Genomic DNA, 20,383 nt, shown 5'->3' on the forward strand with positions numbered 1-20,383 from the left:
TACAAGCGTGCTGCCTGACCCCACGCCCGAGGAGCCGCCGGGCTTCGACGGCATCACGACGATCCTGAACTGGCTCAGCTGGGCCGTGATCATCCTCGGCGTGGCCGGCTTCCTGGTGTCCGCCGGCTACCTCGCCTTCGCCGCCTTCACCGGCCGGGAGATCAACGGCTTCAAGGGCCTGATCATCTCGATCATCGTGGCCATCCTGGCTACCGCCGTCGGAGTGATCTTCCGCGTCTTCGTCTAGGAGCCACCCATGAGCGACGACAACAGCGCCCCCACGCAAAGCCCTATCAACGCCTGGTGGTGGGTCTCAGCCGGCTTCATCGTGCTGGTAGTCATCGCCATCGTCGTGGCGATCGCGGCACGAAGCGGCTCGGCCGACGACGACGCCGAACCGTCCGTGGCCACGACCTCCCAACCGCCGGTGAGCTCGTCCGTTGAGCCGTCGAGCTCATCGTCCGCCCGCGGCGGCGCCTGCGGCCTGCCCGCCGGGTCGCAGGACATTCCCGTGACCGGCCCCGACGCACAGTGGCAGCCCTCCGGCGGCTACTTCATGGTCCCGACCTCACCGGAGGCCGGGCCCATCGCGGGCGAGGACCCCGCCTGGCCATGCTTCGCACACTCGGCGACCGGCGCCCTCTTCGCTGCGCCCCACGCCTTCGCAGGGCTAGCGGGTCCCGAGTATGAGACCTTTGCCGCGGCGGCTGCGCTGCCGGGCCAGGCACGCGAAAGCTGGATCGCCAGCCAGGATCCGGCTGCCCACCAGGGCCAGACCGCGGGCCGCGTAGCCCAGATTGCCGGGTTCCAGTTCCAGAAGGTCGAGCCCGACGCCGTCGTGGTCGACCTGGGGTTCCGCCAGGACGAGGTCGAAGGATCCATGCGGGTGTCGCTCGTGTGGGACGACGAGACCGACAACTGGCTGATCGATCTCGCCACTTCTCGCTTCGACTGGGTTGCGTCGGACCTCAGCGCCTTCACCGCCTGGAGCGCCAGCGATGGCTGAGCAGTGCGGCCTGTTCGACGCGACCTGCCATCTGGGAAATGTGGCGGGCAGCGTTGTCGGCAACGCTGTCGAAAGCTTCGTGCGCAGCGTGGGTGACGGGACAGTCTCCGTGCTGGGCTGGTTGAACACGTTCTGGATGGGCCTGCCGTCACCCGACGTGCAGTCCACGGGCGTAACGGCGATTCGAGAGAACCTGTCGCTGTACACGGCCGTGTTCGCCATCGCAGGCTTCCTGATTGCCGCCGCCCGGGTCGGTATGACGCACAGGCTCTCGAGCGGCGCCGGCGCAGTGAAGATGCTCGTCAACCTGATGGCCGTCTCTGCAGCGGTCACGGTCGGGTTCACGGCGCTCATGCGCGCCGGGGACGCATTCGCGCCGTGGATCGTCGAGAAGGCGACCGGCTCGGCGATGGACCTTGATGGCTTCCTCACCACGGACATGCTCCTGGCCGGGGGAACCGGCCCCGGCCTGTTCCTGGGCATCTTCGCCTTCCTCGGCTCGTTGGCCAACGTCGCCTTCATGATCTTGCGCGACGCGCTGGTGCTGGTGCTGTTCGCGTTCCTGCCGACCCTGGCGGCCTCGTCCGCCTCGGAGGCGGGAGAGCAGGCCTTCAAGAAGGCGATGGCCTGGCTGCTGAGCTTTGTGCTGTTCAAGCCCGTGGCCGGGGCGATCTACGCCCTGGGAATCCTCACGTTGAGCTCGCCCGTGGAGATCGAGGGCATGGACGACGTCGCGCAGGCGATCTACCAGACGTGCGTGGCGGTGGTGATCTTGGCGGCCGCCGCTCTGGCGCTGCCGGCACTGATCAAGTTCATCGCGCCGGTCGCGTCCAACGGCACCTCAGGACTGTTCTCCGGGGGCGGCCTCGCCGGCGCCGCGGTAGCGGGCGGCGCCGCGGTGGTCGCTCTGGGTGCTACCGGCGGCGCGGCCGCACCCGCCGTGGCCGGCGGCGGCGCGGGCGCCGCGTCCGGCGTCGCCTCGACCAGTGCAGCTGCTTCAGGTGGTGGCGGGGCCTCGGCCGCCGCTGGCAGCGGCAGCACCGCCATCGGCGGTGCGGCGGGCACGGGGGGCGCGTCGAGCGGTGGGGGCGGGTCCACGCCGCCGGCGTCCGGAGGCTCCCCGTCAGGTGGCTCCCCGTCGGGGGGCTCGCCGTCGAGCGGCAGCCCCGGTTCTGGCGCTGATGGTGCGGGGCGCGGCGCTGGCGGCGCCGGTGCCGCGAGCAGCAGTGACGCTGGCAGCGGTGCGGCGAGCAGTGGTGGCGATGCCGGCACCGACGCGGGCGCCGCAGCGGTCCCGGCAGGGGCCGCAGGGGCGGCGTCGAGCGTGCCGGCGTCGAGCGGCGCGAGCACCGATGCGGGCCCCGGCTCGCGCGCAGGCGGCCGCGCTCGGGCAGTGGGAGACCTGGCCCAGGCGTCGATGACGGCCAACGGTGCGATGGATGACGTGAGCGAGGAGAAGCGATGAGTGCTGACAGCGCGAACCCGGTGGTCTACGGCAACATCACGCGCCCGAGCCGGGAGGGCCTGCTGGGCATCCCTATGGGCGTTTCCCTCGCCGGGGTGCCGGTGGTGCTGCTGCTGATCGTCATGATCGCCAAGCAGTGGTGGATCGCCGCAGCGGTAACCGTGCTGGTCGGCGCCGTGGGGATCTTCCTGCTGGTCGGATTCAACCGGCAAGGACGGAGCATCTACAGCCGCTGGCTCCTGCTGGGCGCGCACCGCGCCAAGGCCCGCCGCGGCGACACGCTGTACCTGGCCGGGCCGGCCGGGAAGGTGCCGGACGGGTCGTTCACCCTGCCGGGGCTCATGGCCCCGAGCGAGCTGAGCGAGCACCGCGACGCGTACGGCAGCCCGTTCGGCATGATTCGGCTCAAGTCGGCGAAGCACTACACGGTGGTGATCGAGGCCTTCCCCGACGGTGACGCCCTGGTCGACCAGCCGCGCATCGACTCGCAGGTGGCGCATTGGGGCGCCTGGCTGGCGCAGCTGGGCGTCGACGACGGGATCGTGGGCGCGAGCGTGACGGTAGAGACCGCCCCCGACTCCGGGGTGCGGCTGTCGCGCATGGTGCGGTCGAACATCGCCGAGACGGCGGAGCCGTTCGCCAAGGCGGTGGCCGCCGAGATCGTGGAGACCATGGCGACGGGCTCGCCGGTGATCACGACGCGAATCGCGATCACGTTCTCGGGCAAGTCGGTCGACGGCAAGGCCACCGACCGCGGGCCGGCCGCGATGGCCGAGGAGATCGGCAACCGCCTGCCCGTCCTGCTGTCGGGTCTGTGGGAGACGGGCGCGGGCACGTCGGTGCGCGCATGCACCGCCCAGGACATCGTCGACTTCACCCGCACCGCGTACGACCCGACGGTGGCCACGCGGATCGAGCAGTTGCGCGCCGAGGGTGGAACGGGCCTGACCTGGAAGGAGGCCGGCCCGGTGTTCGCCGAGGACCAGGTCGACCGGTACTTCCACGACCGCGCGGTGTCCAAGACGTGGCAGATGTGGGAGCCGCCGCGCGGGATGTTCTACTCCTCGTCGTTGCGCCGGCTGGTGGAGCCCACGCCGGGGGTGCTGCGCAAGCGCGTCACGATCCTGTACCGGCCGATCCCGGCTGGTGAGGCGACCGACGTGATCCAGCAGGAGATCAACAACGCGCAGTTCTCGGCGTCGCAGAAGCACCGGCCCACAGCCCGCCAGCAGCTGCGCAAGGCGTACGCGACGAAGGCGGCGGAGGAGGAGGCCAAGGGCGCAGGGCTGGTGCGCTTCGGGGTGCTGGTCACGGTCACCTGCGCCCGCTCCGACGAGTTCCCCCGCTTGGACAAGGTCATCCCCTCCTTGGGCAACCAGGCTCGGCTGCGCCTGCGCCCCGCGCTGGGCAACCAGGCGGTGGCCTTCCAGGCGGCTCTGCCGCTGGGCGTGGTCCTGCCCGAGCACTCGATCATCCCGACCCAGGTCAGGGAGTGGCTGTGACCCGTCGATTCCGGAAGCCTGACACGCCAGCGCACACCAGGGTGCTGCGGCTGTCGCGCCGCGAGCTGCGACAGCTCGACGCCGCGCAGCGCGGCCGCCAGCCCCGCCCGAGCGTGCTGCGCCGGTTCCTCCAGGACGCCTCGCAGGGGCGAGCGGCGGCACGGCTGCGCCCGACCCGTCGCGGCTGGGCGATCCCCGGCGCGGGGCGTGAGCCGTACATCGAGCCCGCGCCGGAGGGCCAGGGCACCACGGTCCAGGTGTGTGGCCTGTGGCCGTTCATCGCCGGGTCAGGCAACCCGGTCCGGGGTGTCCCCCTGGGACCGAACCTGCTCAACGGCTCGACCGTCTGCGCTGATCCGGTGCACTGGTTCCTCGCCGGGCTGGTGCTCAACCCGTCATGCTTCGTGCTGGGCCGGCCGGGCCTGGGCAAGTCCTCCCTCGTCCGGCGCATGGTGACCGTTCTGCAGGGCTGGGGCATCGTGCCGATGGTGCTGTCGGACACCAAGCCGGACTACGTCGACCTGATCCGCGCGTTGAACGGGCAGGTGATCACGCTCGGTCCCGGGTACGGGTCGATCAACCCGCTGGACCTCGGCCCGCTGGTGGCTCAGCTCGAGCAGATCCCGGCCGAAGATGTGCGTCGCCGTGCGTTGGAGGAGATGCGGGCACGCCGGCGGACCACGGTGCTGGGTTTGCTCGACCTGGTGCGGGGTGAGCGGCTGCGCGACTACGAGCAGTCGTTGGTCGCTGAGGCCCTGCGAGTGCTGGACGAGGAGCACCCGGGAGTCCCGGTGGTTGACGACCTGCTAGAGCTGGTCCGCTCCCGCCACGAGCGGCTGGTGCGGGTGGCGTCCAGCCGTGGCGACGTCGCCCACTACGACGAGCGGGTCCAGCACCTGCTGGACGCGCTTCTCGCGCTGGGACCCTCGGGTCCCTTCGGTGAGACGTTCTCGCGCCCTACGAGCGAGCACATCGAGCTGGGCCGCCCGATGGTCTACGACCTGCACGCGATCGACTCGGGCGACCGCCAGCTGCTGGCCGCGGTGCAGGCGGTGTGCTGGTCGCACGGCTCTGCGCTGGTGTCGGCCGACAAGCACCTGGCCGAGGCTGGGCTGCGCGCCCAGCGGCACTACTTCCTGGTCATGGACGAGCTGTGGCGCATGCTGCGCGCTAGCGGGCTGATGGTCTACTTCCTCGACGAGCTGACGCGTCTGAACCGTCAGCGCGGCATCGGTCAGGCGATGATCACGCACACGATGAACGACCTGAAGCTGGGCGACGCGCACCTGACCGAGATCGCCTGGGGCTTTGTTGAGCGCTCGGCGATGGTGTTCCTCGGCGGGCTGGCCAACGCCGAGATGGGCAACTTGCGTGAGGTGTTCGCGATGTCGAGCCGTGAGGTCGCGCAGATCGAGGACTGGTCGGTCGAGGCGCAGGTCAACCCAGACACCGGCGCCGCCGCGGCCCCTCCTGGGCGCGGGAAGTTCCTGCTCAAGACCGGCAAGAAGGCCGGTGTGCCGTTCGTGATGCGCATGGTCCCGGCCGAGCTCGACGTGAACAACACCAACCGCGCCTGGGAGGCTGCGATCGAGCGCGCCGCCCGCGCCGGCGTGCTCGACCTCGAGGACGTTGAGGACGCCGCGGACGTCGGGGCGGGGGTGGCGGTGTGATGCCGCGCGAGCGCAACCGTCGCCCCGAGCCGGCTGGCAATGACACCGGCTGGCTCGTCCTGGGCGGTGTGCTCGTGTTCGGCCTCGTGGTCGTTGCCGCGCTGTGGGCGGGTGCCCGCCTCAACCCCGCCTTCGCCCACACCACCGACCCGGTGGTCATGCTCGGCGACGTGGTGACGGGGCGGGTTCCGATGACCGGCGCGCAGGCCGCAGTCACGTTCGGCAGCATCGTTGCTGCGCTGGCCGTAGCCGGCCTGTTGGTGTTCGCCGGGCTTCGAGTGCGCGGCGCCGGCTCACGGGTCGACTACAAGGCGCGCTGGTTGGCCAGCGGCCGCGACGTCGCCGCGCTCACTGCCCCGCAGGCCGCGAAGGACGCCGCCAGGCTCGGCGCCACGGGCGCCGGCGTCGGTGTCACGCTCGGCACGCACCTTCCCTCGCGCCAGGCGCTGTACGCCTCGTGGGAGTGGGTGCAGGTGTGGCTCATGGGCCCGCGGGCGGGCAAGACCTCCTGCGTGTGCATCCCGCAGGTTCTGGAGACCACCGGTCCCGTGCTGGCGACCACGAACAAGCCGGACTTGCCCGAGGCCACGCGCGGCCCGCGCAGCGAGCTCGGCGTGACCTATCTGCATGACCCGCAGGGCATCGTCGGGGCCGAGCCGACGTTCTGGTGGGACCCGCTGAGCTTCGTCACCGACATGGAGACCGCCGAGAGGCTGGCGGACGTGTTCATCTCGTCGGCCACGTCGGCCGGGGCCAAGCAGGATGCCTACTTCGAGTCCGCCGGCAAGGAGTTGCTCTCGCGGCTCCTGCTCGCCGCGGCGTTGGACCGCCGTCCCATCACCGACGTGTTCACGTGGGCCAACGACCCGGACTCCACGCACTCCGACAACCCGGCCGCCGTGCTCAACAAGCACGGCGAGACGGCCAACGCCGTCGCGCTCGAGCGCACTCAAACGCTGACGGAGAAGCAGCGAGATGGCGTCTACGGGACCGTGCGGCCGTGGATCGGGGTGCTGGGCTCGAGCAAGATCGCCCCCTGGATCACCGACCCGACCGGGGCCCGGCCGCACTTCGACCCACACCGGTTCGTGCGCTCTAGCGACACGCTCTACCTCGTTTCCAAGGAGGGCGGCGGGTCGGCTCGCGCGATCACTGCAGCACTGACCATGGCCGTGCTGACCGCGGCCGAGCAGGCTGGTGCCGCCAGCCCGGGCGGGCGTCTGCCGGTGCCGCTGACGGTGGTGCTCGACGAGGTCGCCAACGTGTGCCGGTGGCGTGAGTTGCCGGACGTCTACTCCCACTACGGCTCGCGCGGAATCGTCGTCAGCTCGTTCTTCCAGTCCTGGGCCCAGGGGGTCGAGGCCTTCGGCGAGACCGGCATGCAGAAGCTCTGGTCGGCCGCGAACGTCCGCGTGGTGGGGTCCGGCCTGAGCGAGGACAAGTTCCTTCCGTTCGTCTCCGGCCTGATCGGGGACCACGACGTGGTCAAGCGGTCGGCCACCCAGCAGAAGGGAGGTCGTAGCGTCTCGACGTCCGTCCAGCGCCAGCGCATCTTCGAGGTCTCCGACCTGACGGCGCTGCCGCAGGGCCGCGCCTTGCTGATGGGTTCGGGCCTGCCGCCGGCGCTGCTTCGGCTGGATCACTTCAGCGCCCGGCCGTACGCCGGCAAGGTCGCCGAGAGCTCCCGCTACTACGAATCGCAGCGCGAACGGCGCGCACGATGGGAGGCAGCATGACCGCCGAGTTCGTCGACGTCGACGTTGACCTTGATGAGGTCAACGACCCGACGCCGCGCACGTACTACGCCAATGTCGCCGAGTGGGTCGAGCAGTGGCTGCTACCGCACTGGAAGCGCAACCCCAAGCAGGGCAAGTGGGACCCCCGGTGGTGGGAGTACGCCGAGGTCATCGCGCGCCTGGAGGCGCTGTGGCAGTCCTGGGAGTTCCTGCGCCACGAGGGGATGACGGGCATGACCGTCTTCTTCCGCGACTACCTCGGCCCGGAGATGCGCGAGATCACGGCCCCCGACGGGCCGTTCTGGAAGCTGAGCGACGTGCAGGAGCGCGAGCTTCCGCAGCAGTGGCCGGCCGAGGCACCGCCTGCCGGCCTGTTCCGTTCGGCCGACGACCCGGCCGAGCAGTGATCGCAGGGAGGGCACGCATGATCGAGGATGAAATCGCCCAGGAGACCGACCAGCTCGTCCGCACGGCCTTCATGGCGCTCGGGCAGCTGCGCGAGCGTTCTGCGCGGAACCAGGCCGCCCGGTCGGCGGCGCAGTTCCAGGAGGTCGCCCGCCAGGACGCTCAGGTGCGGGAGAACACCCGCCTGGTGCACGAGCGCGTGCAGCGTGACGGCTTTTGGCGCGCTGCGTCGCCGGCTGCGATCGCCGACGTCGCGCGGTACACCGCCGCGGTCGCTCGGCACGACGTGCGCGGCCGGGAGGCCGACGCGATCGTCGCGGAGCAGCTGCACAGCCGGTATGGCATCAACCTTGCGGCGATCCGCCTCGCGCACCCGGAGAGCGAGGAGGCGCGTCGCCAGGCGTTGGTCGATGCTCTCGACGATGCCATGGCCGTTCGCCGTCAGGACGCCCTCGCCCGCGAGGATCTGGCTGCCTCGGCCCAGCTCGACGAGCGGGCCGACGACAAGGAGGAGGTAGCCGACCCGTCCGCCGCCGCCGACGCCAGCGAGGCACAGGAGCTGCGGGACGACGCCCGCGAACACCACGCCGAGGCGGACCGCATCAGTGCGGACGCGTCCTCGGCGGACGCGCCGCCGCCGTACACCCGCGCCAGCGAGCATGAGCTGAAGGCGGTGCCGGACGCAGCGGCCGAGGCGCGCCGCACGTCGGCGACCAACTTCCCGAAGTCGGCCAACGCGGTCCTGCGCGACTCCCGTCGCGGCAGTGCCCCTCGAGCGCGCACGATTCTGAGACGCTCAGGCGCACGCGAGAGGAGCCCTGAACTAACGCGCTAACTGACTGAGTCCGGCGGATTGCGATGAGTCACGGCGATTGGTGCGTGCCGCAATCAGTAGCCGAGCTCTGGATCGACGATGCCCTCGAGAGGATCGCCAACGACGAAGCAGAGCGCGTTCTGGACGACTCGCTCCCGCAGAAGCGGTTCGATCATGCCGGTCGTGTCGGCGCTGTGCGGAGTGATCAAAGCGCGCGGCTGGCTCCAAAGAGGATGCCCATCAGGCAAGGGCTCCGGGTGAGTCACGTCGAGGGCCGCCCCACCGATCCGCCCATCCGCAAGGCCGTCTACTAGCGCTTTGGTGTCCACGAGAGCGCCGCGAGCGACGTTGACAAGTATCGCGTCGGGACGCATCGTGGCGATCTCACGCTGCCCAATCAGAAAGCGCGTATCTGGTGTTAGAGCTGCTGCGAGAACGACGATGTCGGCAGTACCGAGTTCATCGCGCAAGTGCTCTTGCGTAACCGTACGTGTTGCGCCGGGCAGCGGATCGGGCCGACGGCGCACGATGACGCTGTTGGCACCGAACGGCTCAAGCAGGCGGAGCAATTCGCGCGTCACTCCGCCGGCTCCGACGATCACTACGTTCTGCCCGTGCAGGGAGGTGCCCTTCTGCTCGCCCCAAGACCCGGCACGGGCGCGCTCGGGCAGATGTCGCAGCATGGCGAGGATGAGAGCGAGCGCATGCTCGGCCACAGGGCGGGAGTAGGCGCCCTTGGCCGACGTCCATATCACGTCTCTGCCGCGTAGGACCCCCGCCCGAGCGTAATCGTCCACCCCTGCGGACGGCAGTTGAACCCAGCGGGCGCCGGGAGCTTGCTCAAGGACGTCGCGAAGGCCCACCGGGTCGTGGAAGCCAAGCCAAACGATCCCGTCAGTTTCCGGGCCGAGGGGCACCAACGGAACGCCGGCGACGCGAAGAGCACGCGTCACGGCGGTGCTCATGTCTCCGGCGTGCGGCATCACGCTTATGCCGACCATGTCAATCCCTTGCGTCGTTCATAGCATTGATATATTCCAACGGAGGGCTGACGCAGGCGTCGGCGTTACTCCTCAAGGATCGACCGCGCGGTGTTAACGTCGGTTATCACCACGTTCGCCCATCCGCCGCGTAGCGCTCCCCGGATGGCTGCGGTCTTGCGTTCTCCACCGGCAACCGCGACGCGGCGAGGGATTGAGCGCAAGACGTCGGGATCGATGCCTATGACCCGCTCGTCCAGTTCCCTAGTCACCGGCTCGCCGCTCTCATTGAAGAAGCGCAGGCAGACGTCTCCTACTGCACCGGCCTGGCGGAGCGCTTCCTGGTCTGCTTCCGCGATGGAATTGCCGGACCGTCGCAGAAGTGGCGACGGCTCAAGTGCCCCTATGCCGACCAGCGCCATGCTGAGGTTGGGCCAGCGAGTACTGACCTGCGTAACGGTGGGATCTCCCATCAGGGATTCGCGTGCTTGCACGCTACCCAGGAGTCCCGGTGCTGAGAGGAAGATCGACTCAGCGCCGGTGGCCGCCGCCAGTTGCGTGAGCAGGCGAGTGGCATCCGCCTGAACGCGCGGCTCTCCGATACCGCCTACCAGTTGCACGACTTCAGTGACCACCCGGGTCGTGAACGGCCGCAGGGCGTCCACTGTTGCCAGCAGAGATGCGCTCCAGGACGATATACCGATGGACTCACCGCCGGTGAGAGTCGTTTCTAGGTATACGGCGGCCGCGGTACCGAGGGCTCGCAGTTCGTCAGTGTGGCCGCTGGAGTCGACGACGACAGCTTCGGAAAGCCCGTAAGTCGCTTCGAGTCGCTGCTCGAGCTCGGTGTAAACGCCCGGAGGTTCGCTGACCGTCGTTCGGACGATCCCAACCTCTGCCGCCTTCTTGAGCAGTCGGGACACGCGGGGCTGTGAGACGTGCAACTCGGCCGCAATCTCTGCCTGGCGCATCCCGCGTTCGTGATACATGCGAGCGATCTTGGCCATCAGCCGCGATTGCTCGTGCAACTGAGGTCGGCGGTCCGAAGGTGAGGCGGCCAAGCCGATTGCCAACGTCGGTCCTTCCGTTGCCGTATTCAGCTCCGACTGCACATGCGAGTGTACGCGGTCGTTCAGACGCCCAACAGGTCCGCGGCTGCATGGGCGATGCCCTCAGCATTGATGCCGAAGTGGTCCAGCAGCCAACTGACCGAACCCGTGGGAGCGAACTGATCCGGCACTCCAACAAAGCGCATCGGGGCAGGCACGTGCTGGGCGAGGTACTCCGCCACGGCTCCACCGAGCCCACTGGTGAGGGCCTCCTCAACCGTGACGATGCCCTTGGTCTGCGTCGCCGCGGCATGCAGCGCCTGCTCATCGAGCGGCTTGATTGTGGGCATCGACAAGACGCGCGCGCTGATCCCCCTCGCCGCGAGCAACTCGGCAGCCTCGAGAGCGCGAGAGACGACCGTACCCGTCGCCACAACGGCGATGTCCTGCCCCTCGCGCAGGGTCACAGCCTTGCCGGCAACGAACTCATAGTCATTGGGGTTCACAGCGGGCACGCCCATCCGGCTCACCCGGATGAACACTGGGCCGTCGTGCTGTGCGGCCCAGCGGATGGCCTGCGCCGTTTCCTCCGGGTCGGCGGGAACGACGATGGTCAGGCCCGGGATTGCACGGAGCCAGGCGAGGTCCTCGATGGAGTGATGTGTCGGCCCCAGTTCCCCGTAGGCCATCCCGGGGCTCTGCCCGACGAGCACCATGTGGTGGCGGGAGTAGGCGGCGTCGACCTTGATCTGCTCCATCGCCCGGGCGGTGAGGAAGCAGGATGCGGCCGAGACGAACGGCACCTTGCCGCCGTTGGCGAGCCCGGCGGCTACCCCGACCATGTCCTGCTCAGCGATGCCGACGTTGATCAGCCGATCGGGGAACTTCTCCTGGAACGGGGCAAGCTTGCTCGACCCGACGGAGTCGTTCACGACGGCGACGATTCGCTCGTCGTTCTCCGCGAGCTGGACCAGCTCAGCGACGTACGCGTCGCGGCAATCATGCAGCGTGGAGGTTGCGAGGGTAGTCATGAGTTCTCCAGCTCGGCCAGGGCCTGGTCGACCTGCCCCTCGGAGGGGACCTTGTGGTGCCAGGCGACGTTGTCGGACATGAACGAGATCGGGTGGCCCTTGTGGGTGTGGGCGATCACCGCGGTGGGCCTGCCCGACGCGGCGGGGACGGCGGCGAACGCGTCCACGAGCGCGCCGTGGTCGTGCCCGTCGACCTCGACCACCTCGAGCCCGAACGCGGCGAGCTTGTCGGCCAGCGGCTCGAGGTCGTTGGTGTCCGACACCTTCGCGCCCTGCTGCAGGCGGTTGCGGTCGACGACCACGCACAGGTGCTCGAGCCGGTGGTTGCCGGCCGTCATCAGGGCCTCCCAGTTGGAGCCTTCCTGCAGCTCCCCGTCGCCGACGACAACGAAGGTGCGGCGTCCGGACCCGTCGAGCTTGCCGGCGAACGCCGTGCCCACCGCGATCGGCAGCCCGTGCCCGAGGGGGCCGGTGCTGGCCTCGACCGCCTCGATCTTGGTGCGGGCCGGGTGGCCGTTGAGCGGGGAGAGCGGCTGCATGAACGTGCCCAGCTGCTCCGGCGGCAGGAAGCCGGCGGTCGCCAGGGTGGTGTAGAGCGCGGCGGCCGCGTGGCCCTTCGACAGGATGAACCGGTCGCGGTCGGGGTCGTCCAGCCGGTCCGGGGCGACGTTCATCGCGTGCAGGTACAGCGTCACCAGGATGTCGATGACGGAGAACTCCCCGCCGATGTGCCCCAGCCCGGCCGCGCGGACCATCTTGATGTCGCGCCGGCGCACCGCCCGGGCCGCCTCGCGCAGGTGCGCGGTGATCTCCTCCCGCGTGGCGTCCGGGGCCGTCCGGCCGAAGACGCGCAGCGCCTCGACGGGGACCGCGCCGACGTCCGGCACGAGGTCTTCCTCGACAGTCATCTCTCAACCCCTCATGCTGCTGAAGAGGGCGTCCTGCACCAGCTTCTGGGCCCTCATCGCGTCCTGGTCGGCCTGCGCGGCGCGCAGCGCCTCGATGTCGATCTCGTCCAGCGCCCGGTGGATCGCCTTGAGGAACCGGATCGACAGCCTCGCCGCCTCGACGGTGTCCTCCCGGAACGGGAACTGGTCGAGCTGCCACACGCCCTCCCAGCCGTTGACCTTCAGCGTGTAGAAGTACTCGAAGACCTCGACGGGGTGCACCGTGCCGACGACCATGTCGTCGTCCCAGCCGCGCAGGTTGTCGTTGACGTCCATCGCCCACAGCAGCCCGTGGTCGATGAGCAGCTGGGCCGACGCCGCGGGCGACTCCCCGCCGAACAGCGCGTGGCCGAAGTCGAGGAGCACCCCGACGTTGTCGACGCCCATGGCCTTGATGCCCAGGACGGTCTTGGCGGCCGAGTCCCAGAACATCTTGACCCGCGGCTCGCGCGGCTTGTACTCGATGACCATCTTCACGTCGGGGTTGGCCTGGGCCAGCTCCCGCATGCCGGAGACGGCCAGCTCCCACTGCTCCTGGTGCGACACCTGGAACGGGTAGTCCCAGCCGTCCTGGCCGGGCCAGACCTTCAGGTACTTCGCGTCCAGGGCCCGGACGACCTCGGCCGCCTCGTCCAGGAACGCCAGCAGGTCGGCGCGGACCTGCGGGTCGGGGTTCGTGAACGCACCCTTGGCGTACTTGCGCATGTAGATCTCGGGCGTCACGCCGATCGCCCGCAGGCCGTTGCGCTTGAGGGCGGCCGAGACGTCGTCGACGGTGACGCCCTCGGTGAACGGGTAGGGCACGTCCACCCACGACAGGTCACCGACCTGGCCGGCACGGTCGATCTGCTCGAGCGTGGTGACCGGCGGGGCGTACCCGTCGGTGGCGTAGCGGTCCACGTACGACGCGAAGTGCCACAGGCCGGCACCGAACTCAGGAAGCCGTGAAGGCATTTTTATTCAGCTCCGATCATCGATTCGAATCAACTGTCTCACGCCGTGCACGCTCTGTCACAGGCGGGCGCGCCCGACGGCTCGAGACCACTGCCCGCGGGCCTTTCGCCGAGCTCTGGCATCGAGCCTAGGGTTGTAGGTTGCGCTGGCGGGGCAAGGCGGAAGTCGCTTGCCTAGTGCCTCGAAGGCCAGTTCAGCTGCGCCGTACAGAGCAACGTCGGCCTGCCCAGCCACGGTCACCGGAGCGCCAAGGGCATCCGCCTGTGTCTGCATGAGCAGAGTCGATACCGTCGCGCCGCCGTCTGCGCGAAGGAAGCCCAGCTCGCCAGCCTCGTCGTTCATCGCTTCGACCACGTCGGTCACTTGCATCGCGACGGCATCGAAAGCTGCTCGCGCGACGTGCGCGGGCGTGGCGCCTGCGGTGAGCCCTGTCAGGACGCCGACAGCGCTGGGGTCCCAGAACGGCGCGCCCATACCCGCGAAAGCCGGCACGAGGCTCACGCCACCGGCATCCGGAACCGTGCTGGCCAACGCGCTGAGGGCTGCACTGTTTTGTACTCCCAAGATGCGGGCGGTCCAGTCTAGAGCCGCTCCGCTGTAACGAATGTTGCCCTCGAGTGCGTAGGTGGGATGGTCGGTGAGCCAGGCGAGGGTTGTGGCAATTCCGGAGCGATAACGCAGACGAGCGCCGCTTCCTTGCATAACGGACGATCCGGTGCCGTATGTGGCCTTGACGAGCTCGGGGGAGCCTCCTCCGTGTCCGCGCAGCGCGGCGTGGGAGTCGGCCATGACTGCCAGGATCGGAAGGCCGGAGGGCAGGCCGTCACACGCGACGACTCCCATCTGGGTACTCGAGGAGCGCACTTCGGGCAGAGCCGAGGCCGGCACTTCGAATAGGTGGAGTAGGTCGTCGTCCCAGTTCAGCTTGTCGAGGCGGAACAGCAGAGTGCGCGAGGCGTTTCCAGCCTCGATCACGTGGCTTCGGCCCCCGGTGAGCTTCCACACCAACCAGCTGTCGACCGTGCCCACGAGCGTGTTGCCAGCCGCACGCTGAAGTAGCCAGGCCATTTTGGGGGCGGAGAACATGGGATCGATCGGCAGACCAGTACGTTCGTGGACCAGCGTTGCAATGTCGTCGCTCGCCAGTTGTGCGCACTGTTCGACTGTTCGGGTGTCGTGCCAACTCAGCAGCGGCGCAATCGGCATTCCCGTCGTCGGGTCCCACGCGACCACCGACTCGCGCTGATTGCTGATCGCCAGACCGGCAACGTGCCGGGCTCCCACACGGTCGAGACACGCACGGATCACCTCTACCGACAGGTGCCAGATTTCCTCTGCGTCCTGCTCGGCCTGTCGTGGTGCCGGATGCGCGATAGCGACGGGCACGCTCGCACGTGCTACCACCGCGCCGGTCTCGTCGATGGCCAGAGCTTTGGTGTTCGTCGTCCCTTGATCTAGGGCGATGACGACGTCCATGGTCGCCCCTTTCAACCCTTGACTGCCCCGGCGAGGGCACCGGAGACGAAGTAACGCTGGAACATCAGGTAGACGATCAGGACGGGGATCGCCGACAGCAGAATGAACGCATTCAGCGGTCCGTACGAGGTGCCGTGCTGGGTGGAGAAGGACTGCACAGCGAGCGGAACGGTCCAGTTCTCCTGCGACCGCAGCAGCGTGGTGGCCATCGCGTATTCGTTCCACGTACTAACGAAGTCCAAGATGAACAACGCGGCCAGCGCTGGCTTCGCGAGCGGGAGGATCACCTGCCAGAAGATCCGGAAAGTCGATGCGCCGTCAATCCGAGCGGACTCCTCAAGCTCGTCCGGAATGGCGCGCAAAAAGCCGTACAGCACGAATATCTGGTAGGGGATACCGAAGGCAAGATAGGGCAGTATCAGCCCCATTCGGGAATCCAGCAGGTCCAGGCTTAGCATGGTGGAAAACAACGGGCCCAGTCCGATCTGAATGGGCACCATGGAGCCCACGGCAATGACTCCCAGAACGATGCGGTGGAACTTAAACCGCAGACGCGCGATCGCGAACGCCGCCGCGGCCGCGATGAACAACCCGAGCGGCACCTTGATGACGGCGATCAGCAGGGAGTTAGCGCCCGTGTTCCATAGGTCACCGGTCTCGACCGCCTCGGAGTAGTTCGCCCAGTTCCATGTCTCCGGCAGTGTCCACGCCGCGGACTGATTGATATCCGCGTTCGTCTTGGCCGAAGTCAGGAACATCAGCAAGAACGGGGCGGCCCACAGTGCGCAACTAACCACAAGAGCGATCCACAGACCGATGCCGACCCAGTCGCGCTGGCCAACAGCGGGGCCCGGCGGTGGTGTGTGGTTCTTCCTGGCGAGGTCGGCGCCGACGGGCGTTGTCAGGGCGGTGCTCACTTGTCCTCTCCCTTCATCGACCAGGCCATGTAGGGGATGACCAGGGCCAGGGACAAAATCAGCAGCACGGTCGCGACCGCCCCGCCCATGCCGAAGCTGTGGTTGGTGAACGACTGGGTGTACGACCACAGCGCGAGCACCTGAGTCGACTGCGCCGGCCCGCCGCCGGTCATGCCGACAACGAGGTCGAAGACCTTCAGCGAGTTAATGATCGTCAGGATGACGACGACTACGGTGGTGGGCCGCAAGGCAGGGAGCGTGACGTTGCGGAAGACCTGCCATGCGTTGGCGCCGTCGACCTTCGCCGCGTCGATGAGCTCGTGCGGCACGGTTTGAAGTCCGGCCAGGAACAGCACCATCGAGAAACCGACTGCCTGCCAGATGGACGCTGCGAAGACGGAGTACAGCGCGATCTCCGGGTCTCCGAGCCAGGTCCGGGTCCACGACTCCAGCCCGACCGCTTCCAACACCTGGTTGACCAGCCCAAGAGTGGGGTTGTAGATCCAACGCCACATCGCGGCAACTGTGATTGAGGCGAAGACCGAGGGGATGTAGAAGATCGAGCGCATGAGGTTGCGCCCACGCATCTTGCGGTTGAGGCCGAGCGCAAGCAGCAGCGCGAGCAGCGTCGGCACCAGCAGCGAAAGCACGACCCATATGACCGAGTTCTGCAGCGCCTTCCAGAACACCGGGTCCTCGGTGAACAGGCGCACGTAGTTGTCGAGGCCGACGAACACAGGGCTCTCGGTGCGGAACCCGGACCACTGGAAGAACGACAGCCGGACCGCGTCGATCATCGGGTACACAACAAAGTAGCCGTACAGGGCCAGCGCAGGGATCAAATAGGGCAAGGCTTGGACGAACTTGCTGGACTTGCGCTTGCGTCGCGACGGCTGGGTTTCAATTGTGATGGGACCTGCCTGGGTATCGGCTGTGGCGGTCACCGTGACTCCTCTCGACTGTCCGGGGCGGGCAACAAGTGCCCACCCCGGACAGTTGGCTCACTGGTTGGCGTCCCGGAAGGCCTGGAACTCTGCGCCTGCATCGGCGGGAGCGAGGTCACCGGTCAGCACGGAGTTTTGGACGCGCCAGTACTCGGTTGTCTCGGCGGTGGAGAAGTTCTGGTCGTTGTTCGTGTAGATGCCCTCGGCGTTCGCGAACAGCTCGTTCCACGTCGGCGCCAGGACCGAGTCGCCCGATGGCTTCACGTCCTTGTTTACCGACAGGGCCGCCCAGGCGTTGCCAGCGATCTCCTGCCCCTCGGTGGAGGTGATGAAGTCGAGGAACTTCGCCGCTTCGTCGGGCTGGTCAGACTCTGCGTTGATGTAGAAGCCCTCACCGAAGCCATAGAGCCGCTCAGTCCCGGTGGGGAAGGCGAAGATGCCGATGTCCTCCGGGCTCATGCCACCGTCGATCGCGTTCGACTCGAACCAGGTGCCCTCGATAGTCATCGCGGCTTCCCCGGTGAAAAACAGCTGAGAGGAGTCGTCGTTGCTGATGGCCATGAACCCCTCGTTGAGGTAGTTGTCTGCCCAGGTCTTCAGCTCGGTAAACGCCTCAGTCACGCAGGGCTCGGTGCCCCAGTCACCGTCGCCCGTGTTGAGCTCATCGGCCTTGTCGGCGCCGCACTTCGTCTCGATGAGGGAGTCGAGCAGGCGCATGACGTGCCAGTTCACGGTGCCGCCGAACTCCATCGGCGTGATCCCGGCGCCTTTGAGTGTCTCAGCGGTCTTCACAAGGTCGTCGTACGTGGTGGGCAGTTCAGTGATACCGGCCTGCTCGAAGAGCTTCTTGTTGTAGAAGATGGCCTGGGCTTGCTGGGTCCAGGGCACTCCGTGGTAGCCGCCGTACTGGGTGACCGACGACAGGGCGGCACTGGTGAACCTGTCGTCCCAGCCGTACTGCTCGTAGTACTCGGTCAGGTCCTTGCTCATCCCGACGTCGACCAGCTCGCCTCCGAGGCCCGCACCTTCCCAGTACCAGTAGATGTCGGGCCCGGAGTTGGTCCCCGCGACCTGACGCAGAGCGTCCTTGTGTGCGTCGATTGCGCGCGCCTCGGTCTTGATCGTGATGTCGGGGTTCTGCTCCTCGAAGGTGGATACCAGTTCGTCCCAGGCGGCCTTCTGAGTGTCTTCCTGCGTGGTCATCCAGACGGTCACCTCGCCGCCAGCCTCCCCGCCGGCGGCCTCGTTGCCGCCGCTGCACGCGGACACCAGGCCAACGCTTGCGAGCGTGGCGACCGCCACGCTCCACTTCGTCTTCTTCAGCACCGTTGCCTCCATGGTGATTCGGGGCCTTGCCCCGGCGCCCCTCGTAGGGCCGTATCCGTATCGGTGGGACTCGCCACAGTTATGGGCGAACCAAGAGCAGTTCTTAGGCGCCCCGCTGCCACTGAGCGAACTCGCGGAGTTTGAGGAAGAAGTCCTCGAACATCAGTCGCGTGTCGACCCACGTGTACACACGCATGGAGCGGCTGCCGTGCACGGCTCGGTAGGCGCCGTCTGACGTGAGCGCAGGGGTAGGCCGCAGTTCGTAAAGACTCGACGTGCCATCGGCTTCGAATAGTGACTGCAGCGCTGTGAGCAGGACGAGAGGAGAGTCGCCGAGGGCGTACGTCTCGCCGGGCCCGCGACCCTGAGCCGTTGCCCGGTCCATGACCTTGCGCACCTCGTCGTACAGGTAGGCGCCGATCAACCCCTCGCCAGCAACCCGCAGCCGCAGCTCTGCGTCAGAGACGAGGCACTGGCGATAGACGTTGCGTGGTACTTGCCATAGCGCGAGTTCCGAGTGCCCGAACACGACCTGCGCAGCGGTGACGTCGATCAGAAGGTTGTACTCAACCGGCATCCCTCCCGGCGGCGGATAGGCCAGGCCATCATGTTCGGGCCCACCAATCCACACGACCGTCACCTTGTCGGCGATGCGTGGTTCCAGCAGATACGCAGACGCCAGGTCGGTAAGGCCGCCACCAGCAACGTAGTAGAGCGGCGAATCGATGTCGTCGCGCATCGCCTCCGCGATGATCGCGCGTGCGCCCGGCGAATCCTGAGGCGTCTGCACGTCCGTCAAAGGCAGGTTGGAACCCTGCAAGATCAGGTCTTCGTCCTTCAGACCCATGCGGGCGAACACATCTTTGACCACCGCCACGGCATTGGCAGCGGTGTCTGGGCCGGGATCGAAGGGGTCACCCTCGCGCAGATGCGACCCAATGATCGCTCGGATCTCCACGGTGGTGGACAGGAGGTGATGCACGAGTTGGTACAGGTCGTCAGGATCGCCCGAAAAGTCGTTATCGATGATCACACGCGCCCGGGGTCGACCGAGATGCGCCATCGATCGCCATGGAGCCGACCCGAGCGACCAAGTGCGGTCCGGCGGTAAGTCGTAAGAGGACCCGTATTTGGGGGGCAGCGTCATCATCGACTCCTGAATATGTATTCGTCCCCGAATGAACGTGCCTTGAACCTAGGGATGGGATGCGCTTCGTGTCAAGCGACCAACCGACGTCGATACCCCAAGGCGCTAGCACGACGTAGAGAACTGAGGCTCTCCGCCGGCCGGCCGAGCAGCCTCACCAGATCTCATCTGTGAGACGGGCACTCGAAGATGCCACCTTGCACGGCGCCACTAAGGCCGAGGACACAGAGCACGGTGCTCCGCATGACGCTTGCGGAGCTCAACCGCGGTCGTAGCCCTTAGCATCCCGGCTCAAGTCGACGTTGCGTCGATACGTCGGCGTCGCGCGAAGGGCAACTGGCGTAACCCCGGCACGCTGCGCCGTCGTCATCTGCGGAACTACCTCCACAACTGCCGCCAGCGCAGCGTAGGTGCGCTGCGCCGCTTGGATGCGGGCCTGCAGCTGCTGGGCGTGCGCGACTGCACGGGCGGTGCGCTCGACCTGGCGCAGCACGCCGATCCATCCGCGCTTGGAGTCGCGCCCGGTCGCGCGCGCCACGAGCCGAGCCGCATACGCGGCCTCGAGCGCGGCCTGCTCGCGAGCACGCCGGCCAGGGTCGCGGGCGTCCCACTTCGAAGGCTGCCCCGCGCGGGCCAGCGCGTCGGAAGCCTCCGCCAGCGGCCCCGGCTGATCCTTCTCCAGCGCGATCGATGCACGGGCGAGAGCGCCGGCGGCGTCGATCGCAGCGAGCCTCTGCGCACCGTCGTCGAGGCGGCCCTGCAGTCCCGCCAAGGCGGCGCCGGCGTCCGCGGGGGGATTGGTCAGCGCGACCTTGTCGGCGGCCGCCGACGTCCTCCAGTTGCGCGTCCACACCGGCACGAGCGCGGGATCGCCCGCGCGCTCCTCGCCCCAGCGCGCCCGCAGCTGGCCGAGCGCCAGCGCCTTGTCCAGACGGCCGGCACCGAACCACACGGGTGCTTCGCGACGCCCGTCGACAACGTTCGGCACCAGCGCCACCGAGTACCCGACGACGC

The 20,383-nt window shown here is 68.0% G+C and carries 19 protein-coding genes; 8 read left to right on the forward strand and 11 right to left on the reverse strand.

Features of this window, described 5'->3' with window-relative positions:
* Window positions 1–7: 7 nt before the first annotated feature.
* From GSF02_RS12155 to GSF02_RS12190, 8 genes are read left to right on the forward strand one after another with little or no spacing between them, the layout of a single operon-like run.
* Window positions 8–247 carry a hypothetical protein gene (locus GSF02_RS12155; RefSeq protein WP_235915524.1) on the forward strand — a complete coding sequence of 80 codons (240 nt, stop codon included), beginning with the start codon at window positions 8–10 and terminating at the stop codon, window positions 245–247.
* 9 nt (window positions 248–256) lie between these two features.
* Window positions 257–1,006 carry a hypothetical protein gene (locus tag GSF02_RS12160; protein ID WP_159796672.1) on the forward strand — a complete coding sequence of 250 codons (750 nt, stop codon included), beginning with the start codon at window positions 257–259 and terminating at the stop codon, window positions 1,004–1,006.
* Entirely contained in the window at window positions 999–2,471 is a 1,473-nt protein-coding gene (locus GSF02_RS12165) for a hypothetical protein (RefSeq protein WP_159796675.1), read from the forward strand. Before GSF02_RS12160 ends, GSF02_RS12165 begins: the two co-directional genes overlap by 8 nt.
* Complete coding sequence (locus GSF02_RS12170; protein WP_159796678.1) at window positions 2,468–3,973, forward strand: SCO6880 family protein; 1,506 nt, start codon at window positions 2,468–2,470, stop codon at window positions 3,971–3,973. Before GSF02_RS12165 ends, GSF02_RS12170 begins: the two co-directional genes overlap by 4 nt.
* The gene (locus tag GSF02_RS12175) at window positions 3,970–5,643 is read left to right on the forward strand and encodes a hypothetical protein (protein ID WP_201308904.1); all 1,674 of its coding nucleotides are present in this window, start codon (window positions 3,970–3,972) and stop codon (window positions 5,641–5,643) included. The genes GSF02_RS12170 and GSF02_RS12175 overlap by 4 nt, the downstream gene beginning before the upstream one ends.
* Entirely contained in the window at window positions 5,643–7,379 is a 1,737-nt protein-coding gene (locus GSF02_RS12180; RefSeq protein ID WP_159796729.1) for a type IV secretory system conjugative DNA transfer family protein, read from the forward strand. The genes GSF02_RS12175 and GSF02_RS12180 overlap by 1 nt, the downstream gene beginning before the upstream one ends.
* Entirely contained in the window at window positions 7,376–7,786 is a 411-nt protein-coding gene (locus tag GSF02_RS12185; protein ID WP_159796681.1) for a DUF4913 domain-containing protein, read from the forward strand. Before GSF02_RS12180 ends, GSF02_RS12185 begins: the two co-directional genes overlap by 4 nt.
* 17 nt (window positions 7,787–7,803) lie before the next feature.
* Window positions 7,804–8,619 (forward strand): hypothetical protein, encoded by an 816-nt coding sequence (locus tag GSF02_RS12190; protein ID WP_159796684.1) that lies wholly within the window; start codon window positions 7,804–7,806, stop codon window positions 8,617–8,619.
* 53 nt (window positions 8,620–8,672) lie between these two features.
* Here GSF02_RS12190 and GSF02_RS12195 read toward each other — a convergent pair whose 3' ends face one another.
* The 11 genes from GSF02_RS12195 to GSF02_RS12245 form a co-directional block, all read right to left on the reverse strand.
* Entirely contained in the window at window positions 8,673–9,563 is an 891-nt protein-coding gene (locus tag GSF02_RS12195; RefSeq protein ID WP_201308905.1) for a D-isomer specific 2-hydroxyacid dehydrogenase family protein, read from the reverse strand.
* 101 nt (window positions 9,564–9,664) lie between these two features.
* On the reverse strand, window positions 9,665–10,690 hold the full coding sequence (locus GSF02_RS12200; protein ID WP_408003894.1) for a sugar-binding transcriptional regulator: 1,026 nt from the start codon (window positions 10,688–10,690) through the stop codon (window positions 9,665–9,667).
* Window positions 10,691–10,710: 20 nt separating this feature from the next.
* Window positions 10,711–11,658, reverse strand: coding sequence for a transketolase family protein (locus GSF02_RS12205; RefSeq protein WP_159796693.1), 948 nt, complete (start codon window positions 11,656–11,658; stop codon window positions 10,711–10,713).
* Window positions 11,655–12,566: a transketolase gene (locus GSF02_RS12210; protein ID WP_159796696.1), complete on the reverse strand. Its 912-nt coding sequence runs from the start codon at window positions 12,564–12,566 to the stop codon at window positions 11,655–11,657. The genes GSF02_RS12205 and GSF02_RS12210 overlap by 4 nt, the downstream gene beginning before the upstream one ends.
* Window positions 12,567–12,569: 3 nt before the next feature.
* A complete protein-coding gene (locus GSF02_RS12215) occupies window positions 12,570–13,559 on the reverse strand; it encodes a sugar phosphate isomerase/epimerase family protein (RefSeq protein ID WP_159796699.1) in 990 nt (329 codons plus the stop codon).
* 57 nt (window positions 13,560–13,616) lie between these two features.
* On the reverse strand, window positions 13,617–15,035 hold the full coding sequence (locus tag GSF02_RS12220; RefSeq protein WP_159796702.1) for an FGGY-family carbohydrate kinase: 1,419 nt from the start codon (window positions 15,033–15,035) through the stop codon (window positions 13,617–13,619).
* A gap of 11 nt (window positions 15,036–15,046) precedes the next feature.
* Window positions 15,047–15,952 (reverse strand): carbohydrate ABC transporter permease, encoded by a 906-nt coding sequence (locus GSF02_RS12225; protein WP_235915525.1) that lies wholly within the window; start codon window positions 15,950–15,952, stop codon window positions 15,047–15,049.
* The gene (locus GSF02_RS12230; protein WP_235915526.1) at window positions 15,949–16,896 is read right to left on the reverse strand and encodes a carbohydrate ABC transporter permease; all 948 of its coding nucleotides are present in this window, start codon (window positions 16,894–16,896) and stop codon (window positions 15,949–15,951) included. Before GSF02_RS12230 ends, GSF02_RS12225 begins: the two co-directional genes overlap by 4 nt.
* Window positions 16,897–16,953: 57 nt before the next feature.
* Window positions 16,954–18,222: an ABC transporter substrate-binding protein gene (locus GSF02_RS12235; protein ID WP_235915527.1), complete on the reverse strand. Its 1,269-nt coding sequence runs from the start codon at window positions 18,220–18,222 to the stop codon at window positions 16,954–16,956.
* Window positions 18,223–18,325: 103 nt separating this feature from the next.
* Window positions 18,326–19,255: a nucleoside hydrolase gene (locus tag GSF02_RS12240; RefSeq protein WP_235915528.1), complete on the reverse strand. Its 930-nt coding sequence runs from the start codon at window positions 19,253–19,255 to the stop codon at window positions 18,326–18,328.
* Between the two features lie 373 nt (window positions 19,256–19,628).
* A partial coding sequence (locus GSF02_RS12245) for a hypothetical protein (RefSeq protein WP_211100090.1) occupies window positions 19,629–20,383 on the reverse strand: 755 nt, incomplete at its 5' end.

Source organism: Puerhibacterium puerhi (assembly GCF_009846865.1).
GTDB classification, from domain to species: Bacteria; Actinomycetota; Actinomycetes; order Actinomycetales; family Cellulomonadaceae; genus Puerhibacterium; species Puerhibacterium puerhi.

What these genes read in the sequence shown, in the direction of transcription:
- GSF02_RS12190 (WP_159796684.1), top strand. Translation starts at nt 7,804, where the DNA reads ATGATCGAGGATGAAATCGCCCAGGAGACCGACCAGCTCGTCCGCACG.
- GSF02_RS12165 (WP_159796675.1), top strand. Translation starts at nt 999, where the DNA reads ATGGCTGAGCAGTGCGGCCTGTTCGACGCGACCTGCCATCTGGGAAAT.
- GSF02_RS12170 (WP_159796678.1), top strand. Translation starts at nt 2,468, where the DNA reads ATGAGTGCTGACAGCGCGAACCCGGTGGTCTACGGCAACATCACGCGC.
- GSF02_RS12160 (WP_159796672.1), top strand. Translation starts at nt 257, where the DNA reads ATGAGCGACGACAACAGCGCCCCCACGCAAAGCCCTATCAACGCCTGG.
- GSF02_RS12215 (WP_159796699.1), bottom strand. Translation starts at nt 13,559, where the DNA reads ATGCCTTCACGGCTTCCTGAGTTCGGTGCCGGCCTGTGGCACTTCGCG.
- GSF02_RS12195 (WP_201308905.1), bottom strand. Translation starts at nt 9,563, where the DNA reads ATGAGCACCGCCGTGACGCGTGCTCTTCGCGTCGCCGGCGTTCCGTTG.
- GSF02_RS12205 (WP_159796693.1), bottom strand. Translation starts at nt 11,658, where the DNA reads ATGACTACCCTCGCAACCTCCACGCTGCATGATTGCCGCGACGCGTAC.
- GSF02_RS12210 (WP_159796696.1), bottom strand. Translation starts at nt 12,566, where the DNA reads ATGACTGTCGAGGAAGACCTCGTGCCGGACGTCGGCGCGGTCCCCGTC.
- GSF02_RS12220 (WP_159796702.1), bottom strand. Translation starts at nt 15,035, where the DNA reads ATGGACGTCGTCATCGCCCTAGATCAAGGGACGACGAACACCAAAGCT.
- GSF02_RS12180 (WP_159796729.1), top strand. Translation starts at nt 5,643, where the DNA reads ATGCCGCGCGAGCGCAACCGTCGCCCCGAGCCGGCTGGCAATGACACC.
- GSF02_RS12185 (WP_159796681.1), top strand. Translation starts at nt 7,376, where the DNA reads ATGACCGCCGAGTTCGTCGACGTCGACGTTGACCTTGATGAGGTCAAC.